14 protein-coding genes and 1 pseudogene are annotated in these 20,364 nt (G+C 47.4%); 7 read left to right on the top strand and 8 right to left on the bottom strand.

What is annotated here, in order from left to right:
• Window positions 1–8 precede the first annotated feature (8 nt).
• The 5 genes from H6F51_11205 to H6F51_11185 all read right to left on the bottom strand — a co-directional run bounded on the left by H6F51_11205 (window position 9) and on the right by H6F51_11185 (window position 10,796).
• The gene (locus H6F51_11205; protein MBD1823045.1) at window positions 9–1,832 is read right to left on the bottom strand and encodes a PAS domain-containing protein; all 1,824 of its coding nucleotides are present in this window, start codon (window positions 1,830–1,832) and stop codon (window positions 9–11) included.
• Window positions 1,833–2,373: 541 nt separating this feature from the next.
• Window positions 2,374–3,471, bottom strand: a complete 1,098-nt coding sequence (locus tag H6F51_11200) for a PAS domain-containing protein (GenBank protein ID MBD1823044.1) — start codon at window positions 3,469–3,471, stop codon at window positions 2,374–2,376.
• A 1,447-nt stretch (window positions 3,472–4,918) separates the two neighbouring features.
• Window positions 4,919–7,060, bottom strand: coding sequence for a peptidase domain-containing ABC transporter (locus H6F51_11195; protein MBD1823043.1), 2,142 nt, complete (start codon window positions 7,058–7,060; stop codon window positions 4,919–4,921).
• Complete coding sequence (gene lanM, locus H6F51_11190) at window positions 7,060–10,350, bottom strand: type 2 lantipeptide synthetase LanM (GenBank protein ID MBD1823042.1); 3,291 nt, start codon at window positions 10,348–10,350, stop codon at window positions 7,060–7,062. Before lanM ends, H6F51_11195 begins: the two co-directional genes overlap by 1 nt.
• 194 nt (window positions 10,351–10,544) lie before the next feature.
• Complete coding sequence (locus H6F51_11185; GenBank protein MBD1823041.1) at window positions 10,545–10,796, bottom strand: mersacidin/lichenicidin family type 2 lantibiotic; 252 nt, start codon at window positions 10,794–10,796, stop codon at window positions 10,545–10,547.
• Window positions 10,797–11,811: 1,015 nt separating this feature from the next.
• On the opposite strand from H6F51_11185, the gene H6F51_11180 reads away from it, so the two are divergent.
• The gene (locus H6F51_11180) at window positions 11,812–13,191 is read left to right on the top strand and encodes an HlyD family efflux transporter periplasmic adaptor subunit (protein MBD1823040.1); all 1,380 of its coding nucleotides are present in this window, start codon (window positions 11,812–11,814) and stop codon (window positions 13,189–13,191) included.
• A gap of 35 nt (window positions 13,192–13,226) precedes the next feature.
• Here the strand turns inward: H6F51_11180 and H6F51_11175 are convergent.
• Both H6F51_11175 and H6F51_11170 read right to left on the bottom strand, forming a co-directional pair.
• A pseudogene (locus H6F51_11175) lies at window positions 13,227–13,343 on the bottom strand (transposase).
• Between the two features lie 118 nt (window positions 13,344–13,461).
• Complete coding sequence (locus H6F51_11170) at window positions 13,462–14,022, bottom strand: transposase (protein MBD1823039.1); 561 nt, start codon at window positions 14,020–14,022, stop codon at window positions 13,462–13,464.
• Window positions 14,023–14,464: 442 nt separating this feature from the next.
• Here H6F51_11170 and H6F51_11165 point away from each other — a divergent pair, with 442 nt between their 5' ends.
• The 4 genes from H6F51_11165 (at window position 14,465) to H6F51_11150 (ending at window position 17,735) form a co-directional block, all read left to right on the top strand.
• Window positions 14,465–14,779 carry a carbon dioxide-concentrating mechanism protein CcmK gene (locus H6F51_11165; GenBank protein ID MBD1823038.1) on the top strand — a complete coding sequence of 105 codons (315 nt, stop codon included), beginning with the start codon at window positions 14,465–14,467 and terminating at the stop codon, window positions 14,777–14,779.
• A 292-nt stretch (window positions 14,780–15,071) separates the two neighbouring features.
• The gene (locus tag H6F51_11160; GenBank protein ID MBD1823037.1) at window positions 15,072–15,716 is read left to right on the top strand and encodes an AAA family ATPase; all 645 of its coding nucleotides are present in this window, start codon (window positions 15,072–15,074) and stop codon (window positions 15,714–15,716) included.
• Window positions 15,709–16,650 (top strand): ParB/RepB/Spo0J family partition protein, encoded by a 942-nt coding sequence (locus H6F51_11155; GenBank protein MBD1823036.1) that lies wholly within the window; start codon window positions 15,709–15,711, stop codon window positions 16,648–16,650. Before H6F51_11160 ends, H6F51_11155 begins: the two co-directional genes overlap by 8 nt.
• A gap of 26 nt (window positions 16,651–16,676) precedes the next feature.
• A complete protein-coding gene (locus tag H6F51_11150) occupies window positions 16,677–17,735 on the top strand; it encodes a DUF1016 domain-containing protein (GenBank protein MBD1823035.1) in 1,059 nt (352 codons plus the stop codon).
• A 387-nt stretch (window positions 17,736–18,122) separates the two neighbouring features.
• Here H6F51_11150 and H6F51_11145 read toward each other — a convergent pair whose 3' ends face one another.
• Window positions 18,123–19,298 carry a hypothetical protein gene (locus tag H6F51_11145; protein MBD1823034.1) on the bottom strand — a complete coding sequence of 392 codons (1,176 nt, stop codon included), beginning with the start codon at window positions 19,296–19,298 and terminating at the stop codon, window positions 18,123–18,125.
• Window positions 19,299–19,517: 219 nt separating this feature from the next.
• Here H6F51_11145 and H6F51_11140 point away from each other — a divergent pair, with 219 nt between their 5' ends.
• Together H6F51_11140 and H6F51_11135 are read left to right on the top strand one after the other, a co-directional pair.
• Window positions 19,518–20,231 (top strand): transposase, encoded by a 714-nt coding sequence (locus H6F51_11140; GenBank protein MBD1823033.1) that lies wholly within the window; start codon window positions 19,518–19,520, stop codon window positions 20,229–20,231.
• Window positions 20,232–20,257: 26 nt separating this feature from the next.
• Window positions 20,258–20,364: ssl1498 family light-harvesting-like protein (locus H6F51_11135; GenBank protein ID MBD1823032.1), on the top strand; the 107-nt coding region annotated here is incomplete at its 3' end.

The raw sequence follows: 20,364 nt of genomic DNA, 5'->3' as shown, positions 1-20,364 counted from the left end.
GCTTCATCTTATTTCAACGGGGAATGAGCAAGCACGAGAACTGCTTCAATTAAGGCTGCCGGCTCGATCGGTTTCGCTAAATGTCGATCGAATCCTGATTCTAATGCCTGCTGCTGATCATTCTCAGTGGCATAAGCGGTTAATGCAATAGCGCGAGTCGAAAGCGCAAAATCTTGGCGAATTCGTTGTAAGAGCTCATAGCCATTAATGTCAGGCATACCAATGTCGCTGATAATCACATCAGGGTTCACTTCCCTAATCTGGTCTAACGCAGCTTGAGCGGACGATGCCATGGTTACAATCGCGCCTGCTTGCTGGAGAACGAACGCCACAAACTCGCGCGAATCCTGTATATCATCGATTACCAGAATGCGAATGCCACTTAAATCCCCGTCTTGGTGGTCGGGCAGGGTAGGAGTCGGATTGATGAGTTGTGGCGATGCGATCGGGAGCCTCACTGTGAACGTTGCTCCTCGTCCCACCCCTGGACTGTCCGCCCTTACAGTCCCCCCATGTAGTTCTACCAGTTCCTGCACAATTGCCAGCCCCAGTCCAAGTCCGCCAAATTGACGAGTTGTCGTGTTGTCTTCCTGCCGAAACGCCTCAAACAGATGCGGTAGAAACTCCGGCGCGATGCCCTTGCCGGTATCGATGACTTGCAGTTGGGCATAGCCCCCCCTTTGAGTGAGCTGCACTTGAATTCGTCCGCCTTCCGGTGTGAACTTCACAGCGTTAGAGAGCAAGTTCCCAACAATTTGCTGCAACCGTCCTGCATCTCCTCTAATCGCGCCAACATGAACGGCGAGCGAGGCTTCAACATGAATTGATTTCGCCTCAGCGACAAGCTGAATTGTTTCGAGGGCATTCGCGACAATTCCGGCTAAATCGATCGACTCAACGGTCAAGACCAGCTTGTTGCGTAGAACGCGTGAGATATCGAGCAAGTCATCGATCAGTTGTGCCTGTTGCTGAGCGTTCCGCTCGATCGTACCCAAAGCTTCTGCAGCACGTTCTGGCGTGAGTTTGCCCATTCGCAATAGCTTTGACCAACCGAGAATGGGATTGAGTGGAGTTCGCAGTTCATGCGACACCACCGCTAAGAGCTCGTCCTTAATGCGATTTGCTCGTTCTGCGGCTTCGCGAGCCGCTTGTTGCTCTGCTATCAGCCGCATGCTTTCAGCTTCATGTTGTTTTTGGAAGTCAATATTGGTACAAGTGCCAAACCATTTCACCACCTGTCCTTGTTCGTCTCGAAACGGCACTCCCTGACCTAAAAACCAGTGGTACGTCCCATCGAAGTGACGGAAACGGTATTCGATCTCGTAAGAGTTACCACTTTTTACAGAAGCAAGCCACCGCTCACGGGTGCGATCTCGATCATCTGGATGGATAATGCTGAGCCAATCCAAGCTCAATAACTGTGATGAAGTTAAGCCTACAAAGTCACAGAAGCGCTGATTAACGTATTCGTTTTGTCCATCCGATGTTGTCACCCATACCAACTGGGGAATTGCTTCTGCTAGCACACGATATTGGGATTCACTTTCGTGTAACCGAGCCTCAATCTGTCCGCAATCTGGTTCTGATTCGAGTTGCATCCGTTCGGTTGCCTCAATTCCTTTGACATTACACGCTGTGCTCATTGCCGATTCAGGGAATTGGATTCTTTGACATGCAGGCGTTGTACCGACAAGGTGTACTGATTCAGTGGGCGAAATGAACGGAGTAATCGTAACGGCAACAGCATAAGGGGTATGTTCCCCACAGCGAAATAATGGTTGAGCGTCAAGTTTGACCCATACCAAATCGCCATCAGGTTTATAAAATCCCATTTTGACGTTCAAACACGGCTGTGCAGACTGGAGTGCCAGGAGCACTGGATGCATCTGATGAGGAAATGGAGTCCCATCCGGATGAATCATGTGCCAGAACAAATTTGGCGATGAGGTGTCTTGCAGTTGGTCGAGTGTCATCCCTAAAATGAGTTGAGCTGCCTGATTACAAGCAGTGATGGTGCCATCTGCCATTTGCAGCAAGATTCCGGTTTCTTGACGGGCTAGACTGGATGAATTGTCGTGATTCTGCGGCATTGAGATCATTCTGTATTGCAATCTAGTTTCCATCACTAACCTTGTAGGCTGATTGGCGTAAAAGTGCTGCTACTGCTCATCCTGAGAAATGGGAATGTCACAACGTCTGAGCACCGACGCGTTTGAATCAATATTAAGCAATTCCTCTAGCAGTACTTTAAGTTGCCGCAGTGCAAGCGGAAATGGCATAGTTCGATTGCGTTCCCAGCCATTATTGTACGACTGTGGTCACAAGTGTGACGGCAAATAGCGATCGCGTCAGGTTGAGCAGTCAGCTTTCACTTCATAATGCTCGCAGGGTAAGTACCGCAGCAATTTTTCTGCCCTGCTCATCGTAGACGGGACGAGCATTGCCCTCCACTAGAATCTCTGTCCCATCTGATCGCCGAATCCGCCAGCGTGCCTCTTTCACGACCTCATCTTTGAGCACAGCTCGACTTAAAGGTAGCTCTGCTGCAGGGTAAGCGTGCCCTTCCTCGGTGTAGAGATGATACATCTCGCTATAGTCTTCCGGTAGAACATCGAGCTTGGCAACCCCGTGCAACCGTGAGGCGGCATCATTGACAAACGTAATTCGCCCCTTCACATCGGTCACGATAACCCCTTCTATCAATTGCTGCAGGATGGCATCGCGTTCAGCGGCAAATTGAGCAATGCGCTGTCGTGCCTCTACTTCTTCAGTGACCTCGATATTCAAACTCAAAAGCCGGTTCACTCGTCCACTCAGGTCAAACAAAGGCTGATAGATGATATTAAAATACCCTTCGTACAGTTCACCACTGCCGTCACGATCGTAACGCGCCACCATTTCCTTGCCTTCATAGGCTACGCCAGTCGTGTAGACCTGATCGAGCAACTCAAAGAACCCTTGCCCTTCCAATTCTCGAAAGGCATTGCGTACCGTTAATCCCTCTAAGTTGCGTCCGCCGATGAGGTGCTGGAACCTGCGATTGTGCATCTCGATGCGATGTTCCGATCCCCGCATAATCGAGATTGCGATCGGGGCTTGTTCGAGAATCGCCCGGATTTCAGCCTGCACGGCTTCGTCTCGGAGGGCTCGAACTCGGTCAGAGATATCGCGACTGAATAGGAGCAGCCCGTTCTCAGTCGGAACAGCCCGGACTTCGTGCCAAGCATATAGCTTAGGCAGAAACAACTCAAATTTGACGCTAACTTGCGCCGCTGCAGCTTGTCGGAGTTGGACTTCTGCGGGCGTATTCAAAAGGTCAGGAAAAACGTCCCAGATAGACTGCCCCAATAATTCGTCACGCTTGCGTCTCAACAGCAGTTCTGCGCTGTGGTTGACGCAGATGTAGTTCCACTGGGTGTCGAGTGCAGTAATGGCATCAGACGTATATTCTAAGACGGTTTCTAGATCCAACTTGACTCTCCTTGTTTCCCAACTTACTTTATCGCTCCATCTGCTTAGAAGCGTCGTTCGAATGAAAAATTTGCCTTCGAATTCCTATGATTTGCTTGATTGTCACAGTGCGCTAGCCAAAACTCTGCGCCTTCAGCGCGAATTTTAGCTGCTTACCGACCTCTGTGAAAGACTGGAAACGCATTACATTCAAATTCATCCGCACTGTATTAGAAATCAGAGTTGAGGTGAGTGACTTGAGGCAAAGTGATCGTTCAGCCAGTGAAGTTGGAAAGAAGGAACCATCCGGTTTGTCACTCTCGAGTTAACTTGAGCCTTCAGTCCTTCAAGAACATCTGCGCTCTTAGTGCAGAGTGGTTGAGTATCGAAGATGGTTTCTGTACGATCGCGCTTCTGCACCCTCCGCAGAAGTTCCAACTGATGAGACAGTGTGTAAAGGCTGATGAGTCGGGGGAATCCGCAATTTGCCTTGATTGTAAACGCCCGTGTTCAGTCTCACGAGAATTGGGCGTTACAGCGTACTACAAACTGACGATTTAGTCCGGTTCTAGTCCAACCCGATTTTGAGACTACTAATCTTGGAATGAGACAGCAGTTTAAATCTGCGAACTTTATTCTGTTTGCATTGCCATGAGGAAATAACCCCGTATAATCGATCGCACTTATGTACTATCCGATTATGACTCAATCCGATTCTGCCCCCACTGCTAGGTATTCACTGGATCGAGACGAGCCTCTACGGATTCGCAGTCTCAAACTCCTCACGAGCGAACACTCTGTGAAGCGAAGCTAACGTGATTATGTCTTTTTTGCTTTGCAAGTGGACTATCCGGGAAAGCTAAATCCTGCCATTGATGTTGCTGCTTTTTGCGCGCCCGAAGGAATCAGCTACGCTGCACGTTGGGAGTTGGATGAGGGGGATCTGTACAAAGCGTTAGGCGATTTGCGGAAGAAGGGTATTGTTGTGTCGATTTCTAGCCGACTGAATCTCCAACTCTCCTAAAGCACCCGAAGCGCTCTGCATCTCGACTTTCTGCCGACTGTGGCAACTGATCAAAACGAGCAGCTGAGCTTGATGCAACAACTGATAAGCCCTAGGCAGGTGCCCAGGGCTTCTTCTAATAAATGCCAGCGTGAATAGAGGAGCTAGCGGTTTTGAATATGCTTCTATCATGAACGAAGCCGGTTCTCTAGGGCTAGGGTTAACTTACCCAATTTGTTCCTACTTTCACTTGGGTAGCAGCTAGTAGATGCATGAGTTCTATCTCTAGTTCCGGGACTTCTGCGATCGGGCAGACTGTGTGAAAACTCACAGAAAAAGCACAAATGATCTACCTTGAAACAGTGGTTTCGACGAGCCAACCCGATGCTTCATATTCAAGGGCAAAATCGGCACAGCGAAGTGCAATTTCCGCCAACTTTAGCAATGCTGTTCTGACAGACTTTTTCAAGGAGTTAGAAAACTTAAGTGGCTTCCTGAACTGGAGTGTAAGCTTTCTAGAGACCCTTGAAGTTTTAACTTGCCTTGCTCCAAGAGCACGATCCAGTCAGCTCGATTGATAACTCTAGGACGGTGACTAATCAAAATAGTGGTTTTACCTTGACGGTGAGTTAGTAAACCATCTAGAAGCCTTGCTTCACTGACTGGATCAAGGTTAGCTGTTGATTCATCCAAGATAAGAATGGGTGGTTCAGTGACCATCGCTCTCGCGATCGCAAGTTTCTGGCGTTGCCCACCCGAAATATTTGCGCCAAACTCGCCTAAAACGGTTTGATATTTGTCAGGTAGTTTACTGATAAATTCATCAGCCTCAGCAATTCGGCACGCCTGCACAATTTGCTCAAACGTTGCGTGGGGAGCACTTAAGCGGAAGTTCTCGAGAATCGATCGACTCCAAAAATGAGCATCTTGCGGAATCAAAACAATCTGCTGCCGAAGACCATCTAAGGTAAGGTCCTGCAAGTTATAAATGCCAATACGGATATTACCGGATTGAGGTTGGTAAAGACCTGCGATCAGTTTAGCGAGGGTGCTCTTACCACACCCCGATTCACCAATCAAGGCAATCACTTGACCACCGGGCAGCATAACAGAAAAATCTTCCAGCAATTCAACTCGACCCGAGTAGTGGAAATTAACCTGGGTGAGATTGATATCAGCATCGCCCGGAATCAGAGCAAATGGCTTTTGTGCATCGTCTTGAGTTTCTGGGGTAGAGTCTATAATTTCTGCTAGACGTTGAGTCGCTGTTTTCACACGGGTGTATTCATCAACAAATCCAATCACCGTACCAATGAACGCTAAGAAGTTAGCGTTCATGGCACTAAAGGCAAACAATTGCCCAATACTGAGTTCGTTCCTAATTACTAATAAGCTGCCATACCCCAACAAACCAACTCTGCCAACCCCAGAAATAAATCTGGAAAAGATGTTGTTGATAATATCAATCTGAATTGTGCGAAAATTCTGATGCGCTAAGCGGCCAAAACGATTTTGAAACTCATCCCACAGTTGAGGAGCAGCGGCTGCTGTTTTGAAGGTTAATGCTCCTTTAAATGTTTCTACCAAAACACCCTGGGTTTCTGTTTCCAAGACCAAGACACTACGAACCTTGTGTTGAAGAGCTGGCAGAAACGCAATAACCGATAGGGCCATTAACACAGCAATACCAACGGCAACTAAGGTCAGCTTTCCGCTGTAAAACAACATGAAGCCTAGGGAAATTAATGCAATGAACAACTGGCTCGGTAAACTAACAATAGCCTGGGAGACAAGTTGATTCACTTGTTGAATATCTCGGAGTCGGCTGACAATCTCACCACTGCGACGGGATTCATAGTAAGTCAGAGGCAAGCGCAGGATTTGACGGCTAAATTCGAGAACCAATCCGAGCTCTAATCGTTGAGCAAAATGAGCAATCAAGTTATATTGAACGAATTCTATGCTACTGCTAACCAAGCTCATTACTACGACTGCCACCATCACAGCAATTAGCAGTCGGGTATCCCCTTGCACCAGCACTTCATCGGTCAGAATCTGAATCAGGAAAGGGTAGGTTAAAGACAGAAGACCGACCACCTGAGCGCTAAGCAGTGCCTGGATGAGAATGGCACGGTAGGGCCATAGGCGCTTGAAAAACCGCCCAAAGCCGCTGATTTTCTCGTTGGACTGAGCATAAAAGCGAGCGGAGTCTACTTCCAGTAAGAGTATTGCTCCAGTGCTCCAGTTCTCGATCAACTCTTGGCCAGAGAGATAGCGAATTCCTACACCTGGATCGGCAATCACATATTTCTTGCCCTGCCGCCCATATAGAACAACCCAGTGATACCCCTTCCAATGGATGATTGCGGGCAGCGGCACTTTACGCTTGTCTATCATCTCTAGCGACACTTTGACGCCACGAACATTTAACCCCAGCGCTTCTGCTCCCCGTTTTAGCCCCAGCATAGTGGTACCAAGTTGTCCGGTACCGACTGCTTCTCGAACACGATTGAGGGTAAAAGTACGCCCGTAGTGTTTCGTGATCGTAGCTAAGCAAGCAGCCCCGCAATCTTCCTCGCTGTGCTGGCGAACGTTATGATACTTCATCACTTAGTTTTAGGTGCGCTTACAACACTCAAACGATTAAACCCTTGCCCCGTGTAGTTCAGCCTCGGGGGTTCCAGTACCAGCACTGAAGGAACACGCGCCGGATCTACCAAACGGAGGAGTTCATAGCCGATGCCTGATACCCCTGTCATCAGCCCAGGGGACTCCACACCCAAGGGATTTCCACACAACCAACCGTGCTGCTCAATGCTTTCAAGGATCGCAGCTGCCAGTTGCTTCGCTTTAAAACTCCACTGTGGCTCGTTCAGGATCTCACCTGCCTGCAACAGTAACTCAAGATTTCCTAGATCACCATGACATAGGGAGTGGTTGCTACCAAATCCCTTGGACAGAGTCGTCTTGAGTGCCGTGTCGATCTCATTTCTGATCTCACGATCGTCATGGTGCCGGAGACAGCGCAAACGAGCGAGTCCAATTCCTGGTGCACCATGGCACCATGCGGCCATACAATCAATCTGACCGTTATTGGCTGCTATTTCAAACTCACGCAGATCGGGCCAATTTTCCATTTCTGGGGAAAAGACGCTGCGCTCATAGTCTATCGCTTGCAGAGCAGCGGTCCGAAAACGCTTTTCATGAGTTAATGCTGCTAGTTCCAGAAGTGCCCATGCTATCCCAGCTGTGCCATGGGAGAAACCAGTTAATGGTGTCTCTCCGGCATCCGGTACAACCCAACCGATGCCTTGCTTCATCGGCTGAGCACGGGCAATGAGATAATCGCCACATTGGATCGCAGCAGCCAGTGTCCGCTCGGATGGAACGCAGTTATACAGGCTGATCAAACTGCCAATGCACCCAGCCGCGCCACTAACGATATCAATTTGTTTATCTTTCTCAATCAGAGGCGGTAAAAGCTCAACAATTGCCTCAGCTTCAGCCAACAGTGATGGGTCATTCCACAGTACACCCAAATGGGCTAGCGTGTAGATCACTCCGCCACAGCCCTGGAAAGCACCAATCCAATTGATGGATGATTTATGGCGCTCCATTTGACGCTGCATTGTCGATAACGCAGCCCGTGCCAGTTTGCGGTAACGCAATTCTTGGGTGATAGCACCCAAATAGGCTAAGAACAGGGCCACCCCTGCCACACCATCGTAAAGATCTAAGGCCAATGGTGAGAGACACCAGTAACGTTCTTTTTGGAATACCAGACCAAGCCAAGTAGCACAGTCCTCACTGCGCAGCGTTATTGTTTCCAGTCGATCCCCGATAGCTTGAGCAGCTAGGAGCAGTTGCTCGCGATCTGCAATTGTTTCTGGTTCAGTCAGTTGGTAGGTTTGCCATTGCACTTGAGTCACGCCCACAGAGACCGTTGTCAAAGAAGCGCGAATAAACCAAGTTTGCCTTTGCAAATCCTGATCACTCAGTTGCTGCAGTCGATTCTGAGCAAGCTCTAGTCCTGATTGAGCAAAGAAATTAGCAATTCGCTCGTCAGAACTACTCCAAATATCATGGGAACTGGGGCGCGTGGTGAACATCGGAACGTCACCTTTTTGCAGGTCTTCGCGCTCAGCCGGAATCACCTTAACCAGATAGGGGCTATTCTCGATTCCGACCCAAAGCCGATCAAAAAAGCGATCGCGGTCAAGGGCGCTGCGTAGCAGGTCGGGATGAAAGCTATCATCCAGCAACCGAAGGTAGCCTCCTGTTGCACGAACGATAATCCGCACTTCATCCTCAGCAAAGCGCGCTAAGGGACCGTTCCCTGACAACAATTCATCCCGATGTTTCAGCAGTAACCGATAAATCGCAGTGAATCCAGAGACAATCGCTTCCGTATAGTCAAGGACATTAACATCGATGCCGTTAAGGGTTGGTCGATTCTGGCTCCCCGGTATCACCATCCGCTCACGCTTAAGTCGCATCTCATCCGTACCTGTTCCTTCCCAGTATGGGAGGCGATGGGGGCTGAGCTGACCCTCTTTCCCACCTAGCCCACTCAGATCGATGCCCTCATGCTCAGCGTTTGACCAGCTCCGCTCAGGTAGTAATCCTACTCCTAAAACCGAGTACTCCATCGTATTGATTGCAAGCTGGCTGATGTGTGTGGTCCTGATTGCTTCAGGGCGCGGGTGGAAGAGCGATTCCAGGTCAACCAAGACGGAATCCTCACCTGCCGCAATCAAGTTCTCACAGTGGAAATCCGTCGCTCCTATTGCATACAGCAGCGCTAGATAGCCGCCTTGGCGCTCGTAGAAACGCTGAATCTCGTCTGCAGAGGTGCAGCCTTGGGCAGCAACAAATTCGACCCAGCCGTAGGCACCACGATCTAAGATTTTCAGAGTTCGGAATGACGGGTGGTCGCCTCGCTGATTGATCCAGGTTAAGAGTTCTTGAAAATGCACATCGACGGCCAGAGATTTCGGCTTGTAGAGTACCTGAAAGCCAGAGGTGAACTCTGCAATGAGCACCTCTCGTCCGCCCCGATGTCGATCGCCCAAACCACTGTGTACCTGCACCAGCACACCCGGATCGTTTTCTAGGCTGAAAGTAGTGCGGATAGCCTCCCAATCTGCGCACACGTGATGTAGAAACTCCAGACTAAAAATGGCCCAGTTATCAATGCAAATCTTTAGTTGCCGAGCCAAGACTGGATACTCTTGGAGGAGGGTAATTGCTATATCTCGCTCCTGCAGGCGCTGTAAAAAGCTCTGGAATCTGTCCTCGGCTGTGTCACCCTGTAGAAGTCCTTGCAGGCGGGCGATGTTGAGTTCCAGTACCATCGTACGGCTCAACATCCACAGCAACCGCCCTGGTAGACTGGCAAAAAGTACTACTTCAACCGTACTAGGATCGAAAGGCAAGTTGGAGCGCATCGACTGCAGCGTTTTTATTCCTTCATGCAATTGCTCCCGGCCCTTGCTAATGAGCGGTTCAATTGCGCTTAAAAAACCAGCCATCTCGTAATCTTCTAGTTCTTCTGGTAAAGAAAGAGTATTTGAGCCAGCGGGACGAGAAAATGCCTGAGTAAGCTCTGCTAACCATGCTGGCGGTTTAGACAAGCGATCTCGTACAGACTCAATCGGTTCGCCAAGAAGTTTTCGAAATTCATCCTCAGTAATGTCATCGATCGCTAGACGCTGCTCAAAATGAGAGCTTGTCGTGAATGGGACTTGCGATCGCCAGCGTTGCATCCGTCGCTCAGCCAGATCAGCGTTTACCTCAACGTTCGGTGTCTTACCCTGCACTGCACGCAGTGATGCAATACGTTCTGTCAATGTGAGCGCCTGGTACCAGGCAGACGCTTGAAATTCTGGTGGATTCATAGCATTAACCTCCTCAAACACGATGCGATCGCGCGGAGTTTATTCATAGATGCACTACTAGCAGCAGTGATGGGGGGCACTGTGACCCCCCATTCTGACGCACTAATCAACTGCAGTAATTGGTGCGCTCAAAGGCCTAGACAATCTGCTGTAGTGATTTAGTATTAATCCCATCAGCATTGCCTTTTGCTGACTTACCATTTCTTGCAACCTTTGGCAACGCCTCTTCCGTTGCTGCCAGGATGCTTTGATGGTTGTTCGCAACACGGGTCACACGGATCACAGGTGCTAGGGTAACCCGTTCCCCCTGCAAGCATGCCCATATCAGCATCCGACAATTCAACGAGTCCGACTGGAGAATCAGGCAGCATGGCACGTTGAGCATCGGTCAGGCTGAGCCGGTAATCTTCATCCTTCCATGCACGAATGATATCGAAAGTAGACATATGAACCTCCTTACCGCACGCAGCGGTAAATGTTTGAAGATGTGTTTCCTGTGAAGTAAGTATTCAAGTCTAGCTAGGACAGCCTAAAAGCTTTAATGGCATAGCTTAAGCCATGTCAAATAAAGCTTCTCTGGTCACAGCATTTATTGTCAGCAAGAACTTTGTTGAACAATAAAGCTTTAACTAGACAGCCTGATCAGTCACCTAAGATTCTTTAGGCCTATTCAAAAGTGACTTAAATACTTGCCTGCAAATGAACGAATATCTAGTTTCTTGGATATTCGTCAACTCAATCAAAACAATCTAGCGGAGATGCAAGTAAAGTAACGGAAATTCAACTTCTTAGATCTCAATCGATCTAATTCCATAGTTAATAAGTTCTTAGTTTAAAGCAATACTTTCTTCTTTAAAAAACATTGCAGAAAATCATGATCCAATGTAAACCGCATGTATTAAATCTAACAATTTTATTCCCCCAAAAAACTCTAATTCTAATTGCAAGCCAATGCAGAGCAAGCAATATAACTATCTCTACAGTTTTTAGAAGCAAGTGATTTTTCTATCAAGTCTTAGTTCTATGTAAATTAATATACTAAAATCAGTATAATCTGCGGCTCTACCAGTAAAGCTTTGTGAGTAGGAATTATCTGATACATTGAATTTTAATTAATCGGGTATTTTCCGGCATATATACGCAATCAATCCATTCGCGCTTAGTATCTAAAATCTATTCATACAAATATAGATTAAACCATCATGTATATAAGATACTAATGAATGATTGTTCTCCCACTTTAGGTCACTGAATTTGGGAGTAATTTGGGTTAGCTACATAGAGGTTACGAATCACCTAATCACCGCTCAACTTTCCGTGTTTTGCTTCAATATCATTCCAAATTATTCCAAAAGCACAACCCTTTTTATAAAGTGTTTCAGCTAACATTTTGATTGCATATAATTTTGCTATACCGAGCCATTGTTAATTAAAGAAACCTGAGTTTTAGGTTCATCGATTATGCTAGTTCGCTCTGACTCAGATTCCCTTCGTCCAGTTCAAAGTGATGAATTTCTTCCCTCGATCGGCCTGCTGACTAGGCTGAGTGGGCTGTTTCTGATCGGGGCTGTTGGCGTAACCTTTGCTCTTACTTCAGTCACGAAGTACAACATCACGGTTAAGGCCCCTGCCATCGTTCGACCCTCCGGTGAACTCCGCATTGTTCAGGCTGCAATGGAGGGAAGTATCAAAGAGATTGCAGTCAAAGAAAATCAAGTTGTTAAACAGGGCGATGTCATTGCCTACCTTGATAATTCGCGCCTTCAAACTCAAAAGAGCCAATTGCAGGGAAACATCCAACAAAATCAACAGCAACTCGCTCAAATTGCTGCTCAGCTCGAAGCAATTAACAATCAGCAATCCGCAGAATCAGACTTGCTAAACCGAGCCGTTGTCTCTGCCCAAGCTGATCTCAGTCTCAATCAGCGCGAATATGCAGAACGACGAGTTACGACCGAGACAGGGGTTCAAGAAGCCGAAGCTGCTTTGGAGTTAGCGCGAGAAGAGACAAGCCGCTATCAACAGTTAGGCAGCACAGGCGCAATTTCTCAACTGCAAATTAAGGAAAAAGAACAAGCTTTCAAAGCGGCTCAAGCTCGCCTAAAGCGTGCAAAAGCTGCTCTTAATCCAAGTATGGCAACTGTTACCATTGCTGCCGAACGCATTGACCAGGAAAGGGCTAGAGGATTAGCTACCCTTGCGAGTTTGGATAAAGAACGAAAAACGCTACTCCAACGTCAGGTTGAGATGCAGAATCAGATCGATCGAGATCGCACAGAGTTGCAGCAAACCGAGGTTGAACTCAAGAAAGCAGCCATCCTTGCACCTATCTCTGGCACAATTCTCAAGTTAAACTTACGTAATCCTAGTCAGGTTGTCAGCTCTGGAGAAGTGATCGCACAAATCGCCCCCAGTCACGCCTCTATGATTATGAAAGCTCGCGTGGCAGCGCAAGACATTAGTAAAATTCAGCTCTGCCAAGAAGAACGGGCTGCGGACTGTAAAACGGGTCGTGTTCACTTGCGATTTTCTGCCTATCCCTATCCTGATTATGGCATTCTCAAGGGTGCTGTTCGAGCCATTGCACCTGATGCTACGCTTTCTCAACCTAGCAGTGCTAACGGCAATCCTTCTACGCCTATCTACAATTTAGCGAGTAGTGCTGGTGGCACAGGTGCATTTTATGAAGTAGCCATTCAGGTAGACCAACCTTATTTTGTGAAAGACGGGCATCAATCCCTCATTCAACCCGGTATGGAAGCTACCGCTGACATTATTTCAAGAGAGGATACGGCTCTTAAATTTCTTTTGAGAAAGGCAAGACTATCAACGTCCCTATGACATCGGTTGTGTTCTAGCGATTATCTTAAATGTCAAGCCATAAACAAGGCAGAACGCACCGAAGCCCGTCCGCCTTGAATGCGACGAGTGCCTCGGTGTTGACCGCTGTCTCGATTGACTGGAGCAACCCCAACTAGACGAGCTATCTTCTTGTGATACCGAATCAATTTATTAATGCGACAGATCTTGGAAGCCCCCTAAATCCCCCATACTGGGGGACTTTGAGAATCCGAAACAGATTTGGCTTGAAGTCCCCCACGCGTGGGGGATTTAGGGGGCGAAGGATCTGTCGCACTCAAAAATCAATTTGGTATGAGACATCGTTCCGAGTTCAGGCAGTTCTGCTAATAGAACAGCCGTAGTCAGTTCACCGACACCGCACAGAGAGAGGAGCAGTTGCCGTTTGCGTTTCCATTCACCCGAGCGTTGCATTAAGTGTTGCAGTTGTTCAGACAAAGCGTTAACTCGCTCTTGCAACTGTTCGATGTGTTCAGTGATATCTTGGCGGACAGTACTGCTCGCTCGACTGAGACGATTCTTTTCAGCAACCATGATTTCAACGAGTTGCCGTCGCCGATCGACCACATCCATCAGCTGCAGGGTGAGTGCTTCAGGAATCGGATAGGGCGCAAGTTGAGTCGCTTCTCCAAATCGCGCTAATACTTGAGCATCTAGGCGATCTGTCTTGGCTTTGCCCAGAGCTTTGGCATACGATCGCACTCGTTGTGGATTCGCTAAAGCAACCGTAAATCCAGCCGCCGCTAATTCACACAGGGCGAGTCGCTCTAATCGTCCGGTCGCTTCCAGGACAACTCGCTCTGGATTTGGCAGCGACTAGAGCGTGGGACTGCCATTCCGCTGCTGATGGAAGCCTTTGGACATGCCACACAGCAGCAGACGTTGGCGTATCTGGGAATTCAAGCCGAGGAGATTGCCCAGATTTATGAGCTGGAACTGTAAACAGCGTTACACTTAATGTTAGATACACTTTTGAGAAATCAAGATTTTATTTGACACCGTATCCTGGATTTTATTGATAGTGCTGTGCAACGCTATTAAGTGCAAAGGTTGTAGTATTTAGTTCTTAGAGCTACTACCACCGTACTTAGTTAACAGGCGCGGCATTCTATAAAACAGGCAACAAAGGACACCTGATGAGTATGGGTTGGGCACCGTATCAACCCATCAGGCAGATTCGTTCAAATGAAATCAGTGACAGATACCTAGGTGTCTATCAACCATCAAAACCATCAAAAAGGTTAGACATATCTTTATGACAATTGCTGTTGGAATGATTGAAACCCTGGGCTTCCCGGCGGTTGTTGAAGCGGCGGACGCCATGGTGAAAGCGGCTCAAGTTACCTTAGTCGGCTACGAAAAAATCGGCAGTGGTCGAGTTACCGTCGTCGTCCGGGGCAATGTTTCCGAAGTTCAGGCTTCGATCGCCGCGGGCATTGAGTCAATCAAGCGGGTTAATGGCGGCTCTGTGCTGTCAACTCACATCATTGCGCGCCCCAATGAGAACCTGGAGTATGTGCTGCCCATTCGCTACACCGAAGCAGTCACGCAGTTTAGATCTGGGATGTAAAACCTCACCTCAAGAAAAGAGTGCGGCGCACTCTTTTCTTGAGGTGAAGTTGCTGGGGCTGAAGCTATACGGACATTCCGCCCTTTTCCTTTTTTGACAGGGGGTACATGGTTCAAATCAATATGTCCCGCATCACAGCTTCTAACACCGCGAAGGCAACCTGATTGAGTAGAATCAGTGCCATCGCAGATCAATCTCTTGTAACCCTTCCCTACCAGGTCAAAGCAGCACAAAATAAATGGCATCAGTGCGAATTTGTCATACACTTTTCTGTGTCATTTCAATTCGACTTATGCCGATCGTCTCAATTATTAATCAGAAAGGCGGATCAGGTAAATCGACCGTTGCAGTACACCTTGCCCGCTGGTTGCAGAAAAAAAAAGAAACGGTTCTGGTCGTTGATGCTGACGCCCAATGCTCATCTTCAAAGTGGCTTGCTCGGCTAAAGAAAGAAATTCCTTGCAAAATTATTCAAGCCCCTGACGAACTCTTGGATGAATTACCTAAGTTAAGTGAGGCTTATTCATGGGTAATTGTAGATGGTCCAGCGGCGTTATCTGAGACGACGAGAGCTGTGATTCTAGTGGCTGACCTAGCGATCGTGCCTTGTCAACCAACTGGAGTTGACTTGGAAAGCGCATCGGATACGGTTCGCTTGATTCATCAGGCTCAAAGGATCCGTCGAGGTGACCCCAAAGCAGTTATGTTCGTGAATCGAGCGGTGAAAGGAACCAAGTTAAAGGATGAAGCGATCGAGGTGTTGCGGTTAATGCCAGGAGTCACGGTTTTAGATACAGTGATTCATCAGCGTCAAATTCTAGCAGACTGCTTTGGGCAGAACTCAACTGCATTTGATTTGACGGGTTCGACTGCTGGAATTGCTCGGCGTGAATTAGAGCAACTCTTTAAGAAGGCATTGGAGGTGTTAGATGGCTAAATCAAGACAATCGCTGGCGCAGGGATTATCAGCATCAATCACCCAGAAATTCATTGAGAATCCTGAAGGCATTCAATCATCCCAAGTCGTATCTCTTGGACAAATTCACCTTCCAGCTAAACAGCCTCGGCGCTATTTTGATCCACGGAAGCAAGCGCAACTTGTCCAATCTATTCGTGAGTATGGCATTTTGGAGCCGCTCTTAGTTCGTCCTTTAGAGAGCGGAGGGTATGAGTTAATTGCAGGTGAACGCCGCTATCGTGCTGCTCAAGAAATCCAACTTCAAGATGTCCCCGTCGTTATTAGAGAGTTCGATGATCAACAAGCTCTTCGAGTATCACTGATTGAAAATCTACAGCGAGAGGACCTTAATCCTGTAGAAGAGACAGAAGCTATTTTGGAGCTACTGGCTATTCAAATCGAAGGGAGTCCTGAAGACGTAGCTTCGGTTTTAAATCGCGCGAATCATGCAAAAAATCGTGGTCAGGAATTGGAGGGAAACGTTTCCCTCCAGCTTGAGACGATTGAATCAGTTCTTGCAGAAATCGGGCGATTTAATGCTGAATCGTTCCGAAGCAGCCGTTTGCCGTTACTCAATCTACCGGCAGAAGTGTTGAAAGCACTGCGAGAAGGAGAGCTTGAATTTACGAAGGCTCGTGCGATATCACGAGTTAAAGATGAGCGCGAGCGTAAATCCTTGCTTAAGTTAGTGACAACAAAGAATTTGAGTTTGAGTGAAATCAAGCAGAAGATTCGGGAATTGACGAAAACTCAAGAGAAAACCGCAGAAATTAACTACACTCAACGCTATGCTCAAATTGGGCAACGGCTGAAGAAGTCGGCAATCTGGGAAGATCCCAAAAAACGGGCTAAATTGGAAAAATTGCTTTCTCAACTTGATGAGTTAATCGGAACTGAGAACTTAGAAGCCTAAAGTTGTTTTAAAGAGCGTCAATATCAATCGTGACCAAACAATCCTCGCTCTTTCCCCAAGACTATGATGCTTTCCTGAATCAGTTGAAGGAGCAGATTCGGTGTGCTCAAGTGTCGGCTGCAACAGCTCTCAACCGGGAGGCAATTTTGCTGTATTGGCAGCTGGGTAAAGAAATCCTGGAAAGGCAGGAGCGAGAGGGCTGGGGTACAAAAGTTGTAGAGCGGCTTGCAAAGGATTTGCGACGTGAATTTCCTGATGTCCAGGGATTTTCGGCTCGAAATCTCAAGTATATGAGAGCTTTCGCAGAAGCCTACCCAAATGTTGAAATTGTGCAGCAGCTGTTGCACAAATTGCCGTGGGGGCATTTGATTCGACTGCTGGACAGCTTGAAAAATCCAGATGAACGAATTTGGTATGCGCAGCAAGCGATCGAGAATGGTTGGAGCCGAACAGTTTTGGCGTACCAGATTGAGAGCGGGTTGCATAAGCGGCTAGGCGGAGCGATCACTAATTTCGATCTCACGCTGCCAAAACCTCAATCTGATTTGGCAAAGGATTTAATCAAAGACCCCTACAATTTTTCGTTTTTGACATTAGGGAAAGATGCTCAGGAGCGAGATCTTGAAAACGCTCTTGTCAATCACATTCGAGACTTTCTTCTAGAACTAGGTATGGGGTTCGCTTTCATGGGAAGCCAATACCCAATCACGGTGGATGGAAAAGAGTACAGGTTGGACTTGTTGTTTTATCATGTTCGACTGCGCTGTTATGTTGTTCTAGAACTCAAGATGGTGGAGTTTGAGCCAGAGTTTTCAGGCAAGCTCAATTTCTACGTGTCAGCGATCGATGATTTGCTCCGGCATGAAGATGACCAGCCCACAATCGGGATTATTCTATGCAAGTCGAAGCGAAAAACAACGGTAGAGTATGCCCTCAGAAATCTAAGTACGCCGATCGCAGTTTCGACGCACCAGCTACCAGATCAATTAAGACAAAACCTTCCATCGAGTGAGCAACTCGAAATGGAGATTGACACAAAACTGTCTAAAATTGTAAGTCAGACCTCAGAAGATGAGGAGAATTGAAACGCTTTGAACTGGGTCATTCCATACATGGACTAAATTTGGACTAAATTGCTATCTGGTTATATTTACGAATCTGCATTCCCTCGTCCGTCAACTGTCACATATGCAACGGGAGAACGAGGGCTTGGGCTTGGATTGCTGCGATCAAGCGCAGTTAAACAAATCTAGATTGAGCTTTAATCGAGCAGCTCAAACTTAACATGGAAATCGACCATCCGGTTCAGACGCTATGTTTGCCCAGCCCCACTAGGGCTGATGCAACGCAGTGCAATAATTTAAGGAATTGGGTTCCATACACTGATTAAGCCTTTTCATGAAACCCTTCCCTACTCTCACTTTGCAAGCTTTTATTCCGCGCTTAAGGCTCAATCACACTCCGTTCTAGGCTTATAATTTGATCTTATCAGAAGCAGATTGTGTGCATTTAACCGAGAAGGTTGCCTTATTCGATGTTTTCTCGTAGGTCTTGCCGTCACTGCCTTTCCACTGAATTTGCATCACGGCCGAACCATTACTTGTCGTTCCTGGGCTACCCTCAAAGGTTCGAGTCACACTCGAGGTTACGGCTTCTCCCTTCTTAGCGTTCCAGTTAAAGGTATTGGATTTTTGTCCGTTCTCATAAGTCAGAAATCCTGTACCCGCTACTGTATGCTTCATCTGAATAGTTGCATCAAGCTTCACTTTTGCTGGGCAGGTTGAAGTAAACTGTGTCTGAATTGGCCTAAGTGACAAGTCCTTGACTGAAGAGCCATCAATCTGATCGGGACGCTCCACCGTCACGATAAAGTTGTTGCCCTCACTGGTAACTTTAGTAACCTTCCATGCTGGATTGATGAGGTTACGAATACCGGCCGCATTTCGCACCTTGTCTGCAATTTCTGGTTTCAGCTCATTGAAGGAGTTAGCTACCTTTTGTTCAATCTGGGGTGTCATCGTTTTTTTGATCTTGCCTTCGATCGCTTCACAGATTTGTTTAACAGGAGATAGGACGGTATTACAGGTCTTGTTCGCAATCCTGACATCGGTTTTAAACTTGGTGCTCAGATCCGTGAAAGCGATCGAACCCTTGTAAGCAGCAGGTACGAGAGAGAGCGAAAGACTTGAATTATCTAGATGAAGATCTCGTTCCATATCCAGCGAACAGTCACCCCACTTCCCAAACAGTTTGCGACGGCATCTCGCTTTAATTTCCTCACCCTGGTTTTCAAAAAACACATCGGTATTGATCCGGTTGCCATTGACTGTCGCTTGGATGGAGTGTGTGTTCATGTCGTTAAGGGAATACTCAATGTTCCGGTTGATCCCTGGAAAGTCGAATACATAGATTGGATCAGGAGTGTCGAGCGGCTTTTTCTGCCCATTCGGCAGCAAGATATAGCTTTCGTCTTTGTGCAGACGAACCTTCGTTGAGCTGAATGCCGCGTTAAATGCAGTAGCAACAGCTGCTTTGGGAACGGGAATGTTAACAGTCTCCGCATAGGAAGGTGAACCGAGCATTGGCAGGGAACTCAGTGCCATTGTTAAGCTAGCAGTTGCGATCAACGCTCTACGCTTCATTTGCATGTCTCCTATAGGCTAGTTAGATTTACAGCCCAGTAGAATCTGTTTTGAACCTAGGCTGACGAGGTTTAACATGTATGCATTTGGCAGTTTATGCAGTATTGAAGCGAGGCTTTAAAGCGTCTCTTCTTAAATCAGTGTCAAAGGTTCAAAAGTTTGATCTAATAACCACTGAACCAAAAACACAACGATTATGGCCTTTCGACCTGAATTACTCGATGAATTGCTGAAGAATTACAAAATCCCGAAGACTTAATTGGAAAAGGAGGGATCTTGAAACAATTGACGGCAGCCCTAGTAGAACGCTGTCTGAATGCCGAAATCGAACACCACTTGGAAGAAGAACACGAAGCGCCAGTCGAAGAAGATGTGCCGCAAAATCGCTGCAATGGACACAGTAAAAAGACGATTAAAGGCGAGTTTGGCGAAGCTGAAATTGCGATTCCGCGTGACCGAAACAGTGCCCTCGCGCCAATCATCGTCCCCGAAGGACAAACGCGATTTGACGGGTTCGATGGCAAGATTTTATCGCTCCATTCACGCGGGATGAGTGTGCGCGACATCCAAGCTCAATTGCAAGACTTGTACGGCGTGAAAGTCTCCGCTGGATTAATCTCTAAAGTCACTGATGCCGTTGAAGAAGAACGTAAACTGTGGCAGAATCGCACCCTTGACCGCGTGTATCCAATTGTTTACTTCGATGCTGTTGTCTTTAAAGTGCGGCACGAAGGACGAGTGAGACCGGAGCGCTCAACTAATTCGTTGCGAGTGAGTCCGTCTCGTACATGGTGCGATCGCAAGGGACACATTGCAAATATTGCTCTCTCAAGACAGGTCAGCAACACTTATCACAGGGAGAACGAATCTCTATATCAGAAAAACTGGAGCTTGTTGACTATTTGTAACGATACTGTTACATTAATTTACAGAACGTAACAAATTATCCCCTCGGAGAACCTGCAATGTATACCACCCGGAATGAAGACGGAATCCTCAACAACTACGCTTCGGAACCTACGATGTACTTTGCTGAATTTCCTTCCTCTGAGCAGCAACAACGTTACGCTGC

The organism is Cyanobacteria bacterium FACHB-DQ100 (genome assembly GCA_014695195.1).
Classification (GTDB): Bacteria; Cyanobacteriota; Cyanobacteriia; order Leptolyngbyales; family Leptolyngbyaceae; genus Leptolyngbya.
Note: the sequence above shows the minus strand (reverse complement) of the source record. Positions and strands in the feature narration are given on the sequence as shown.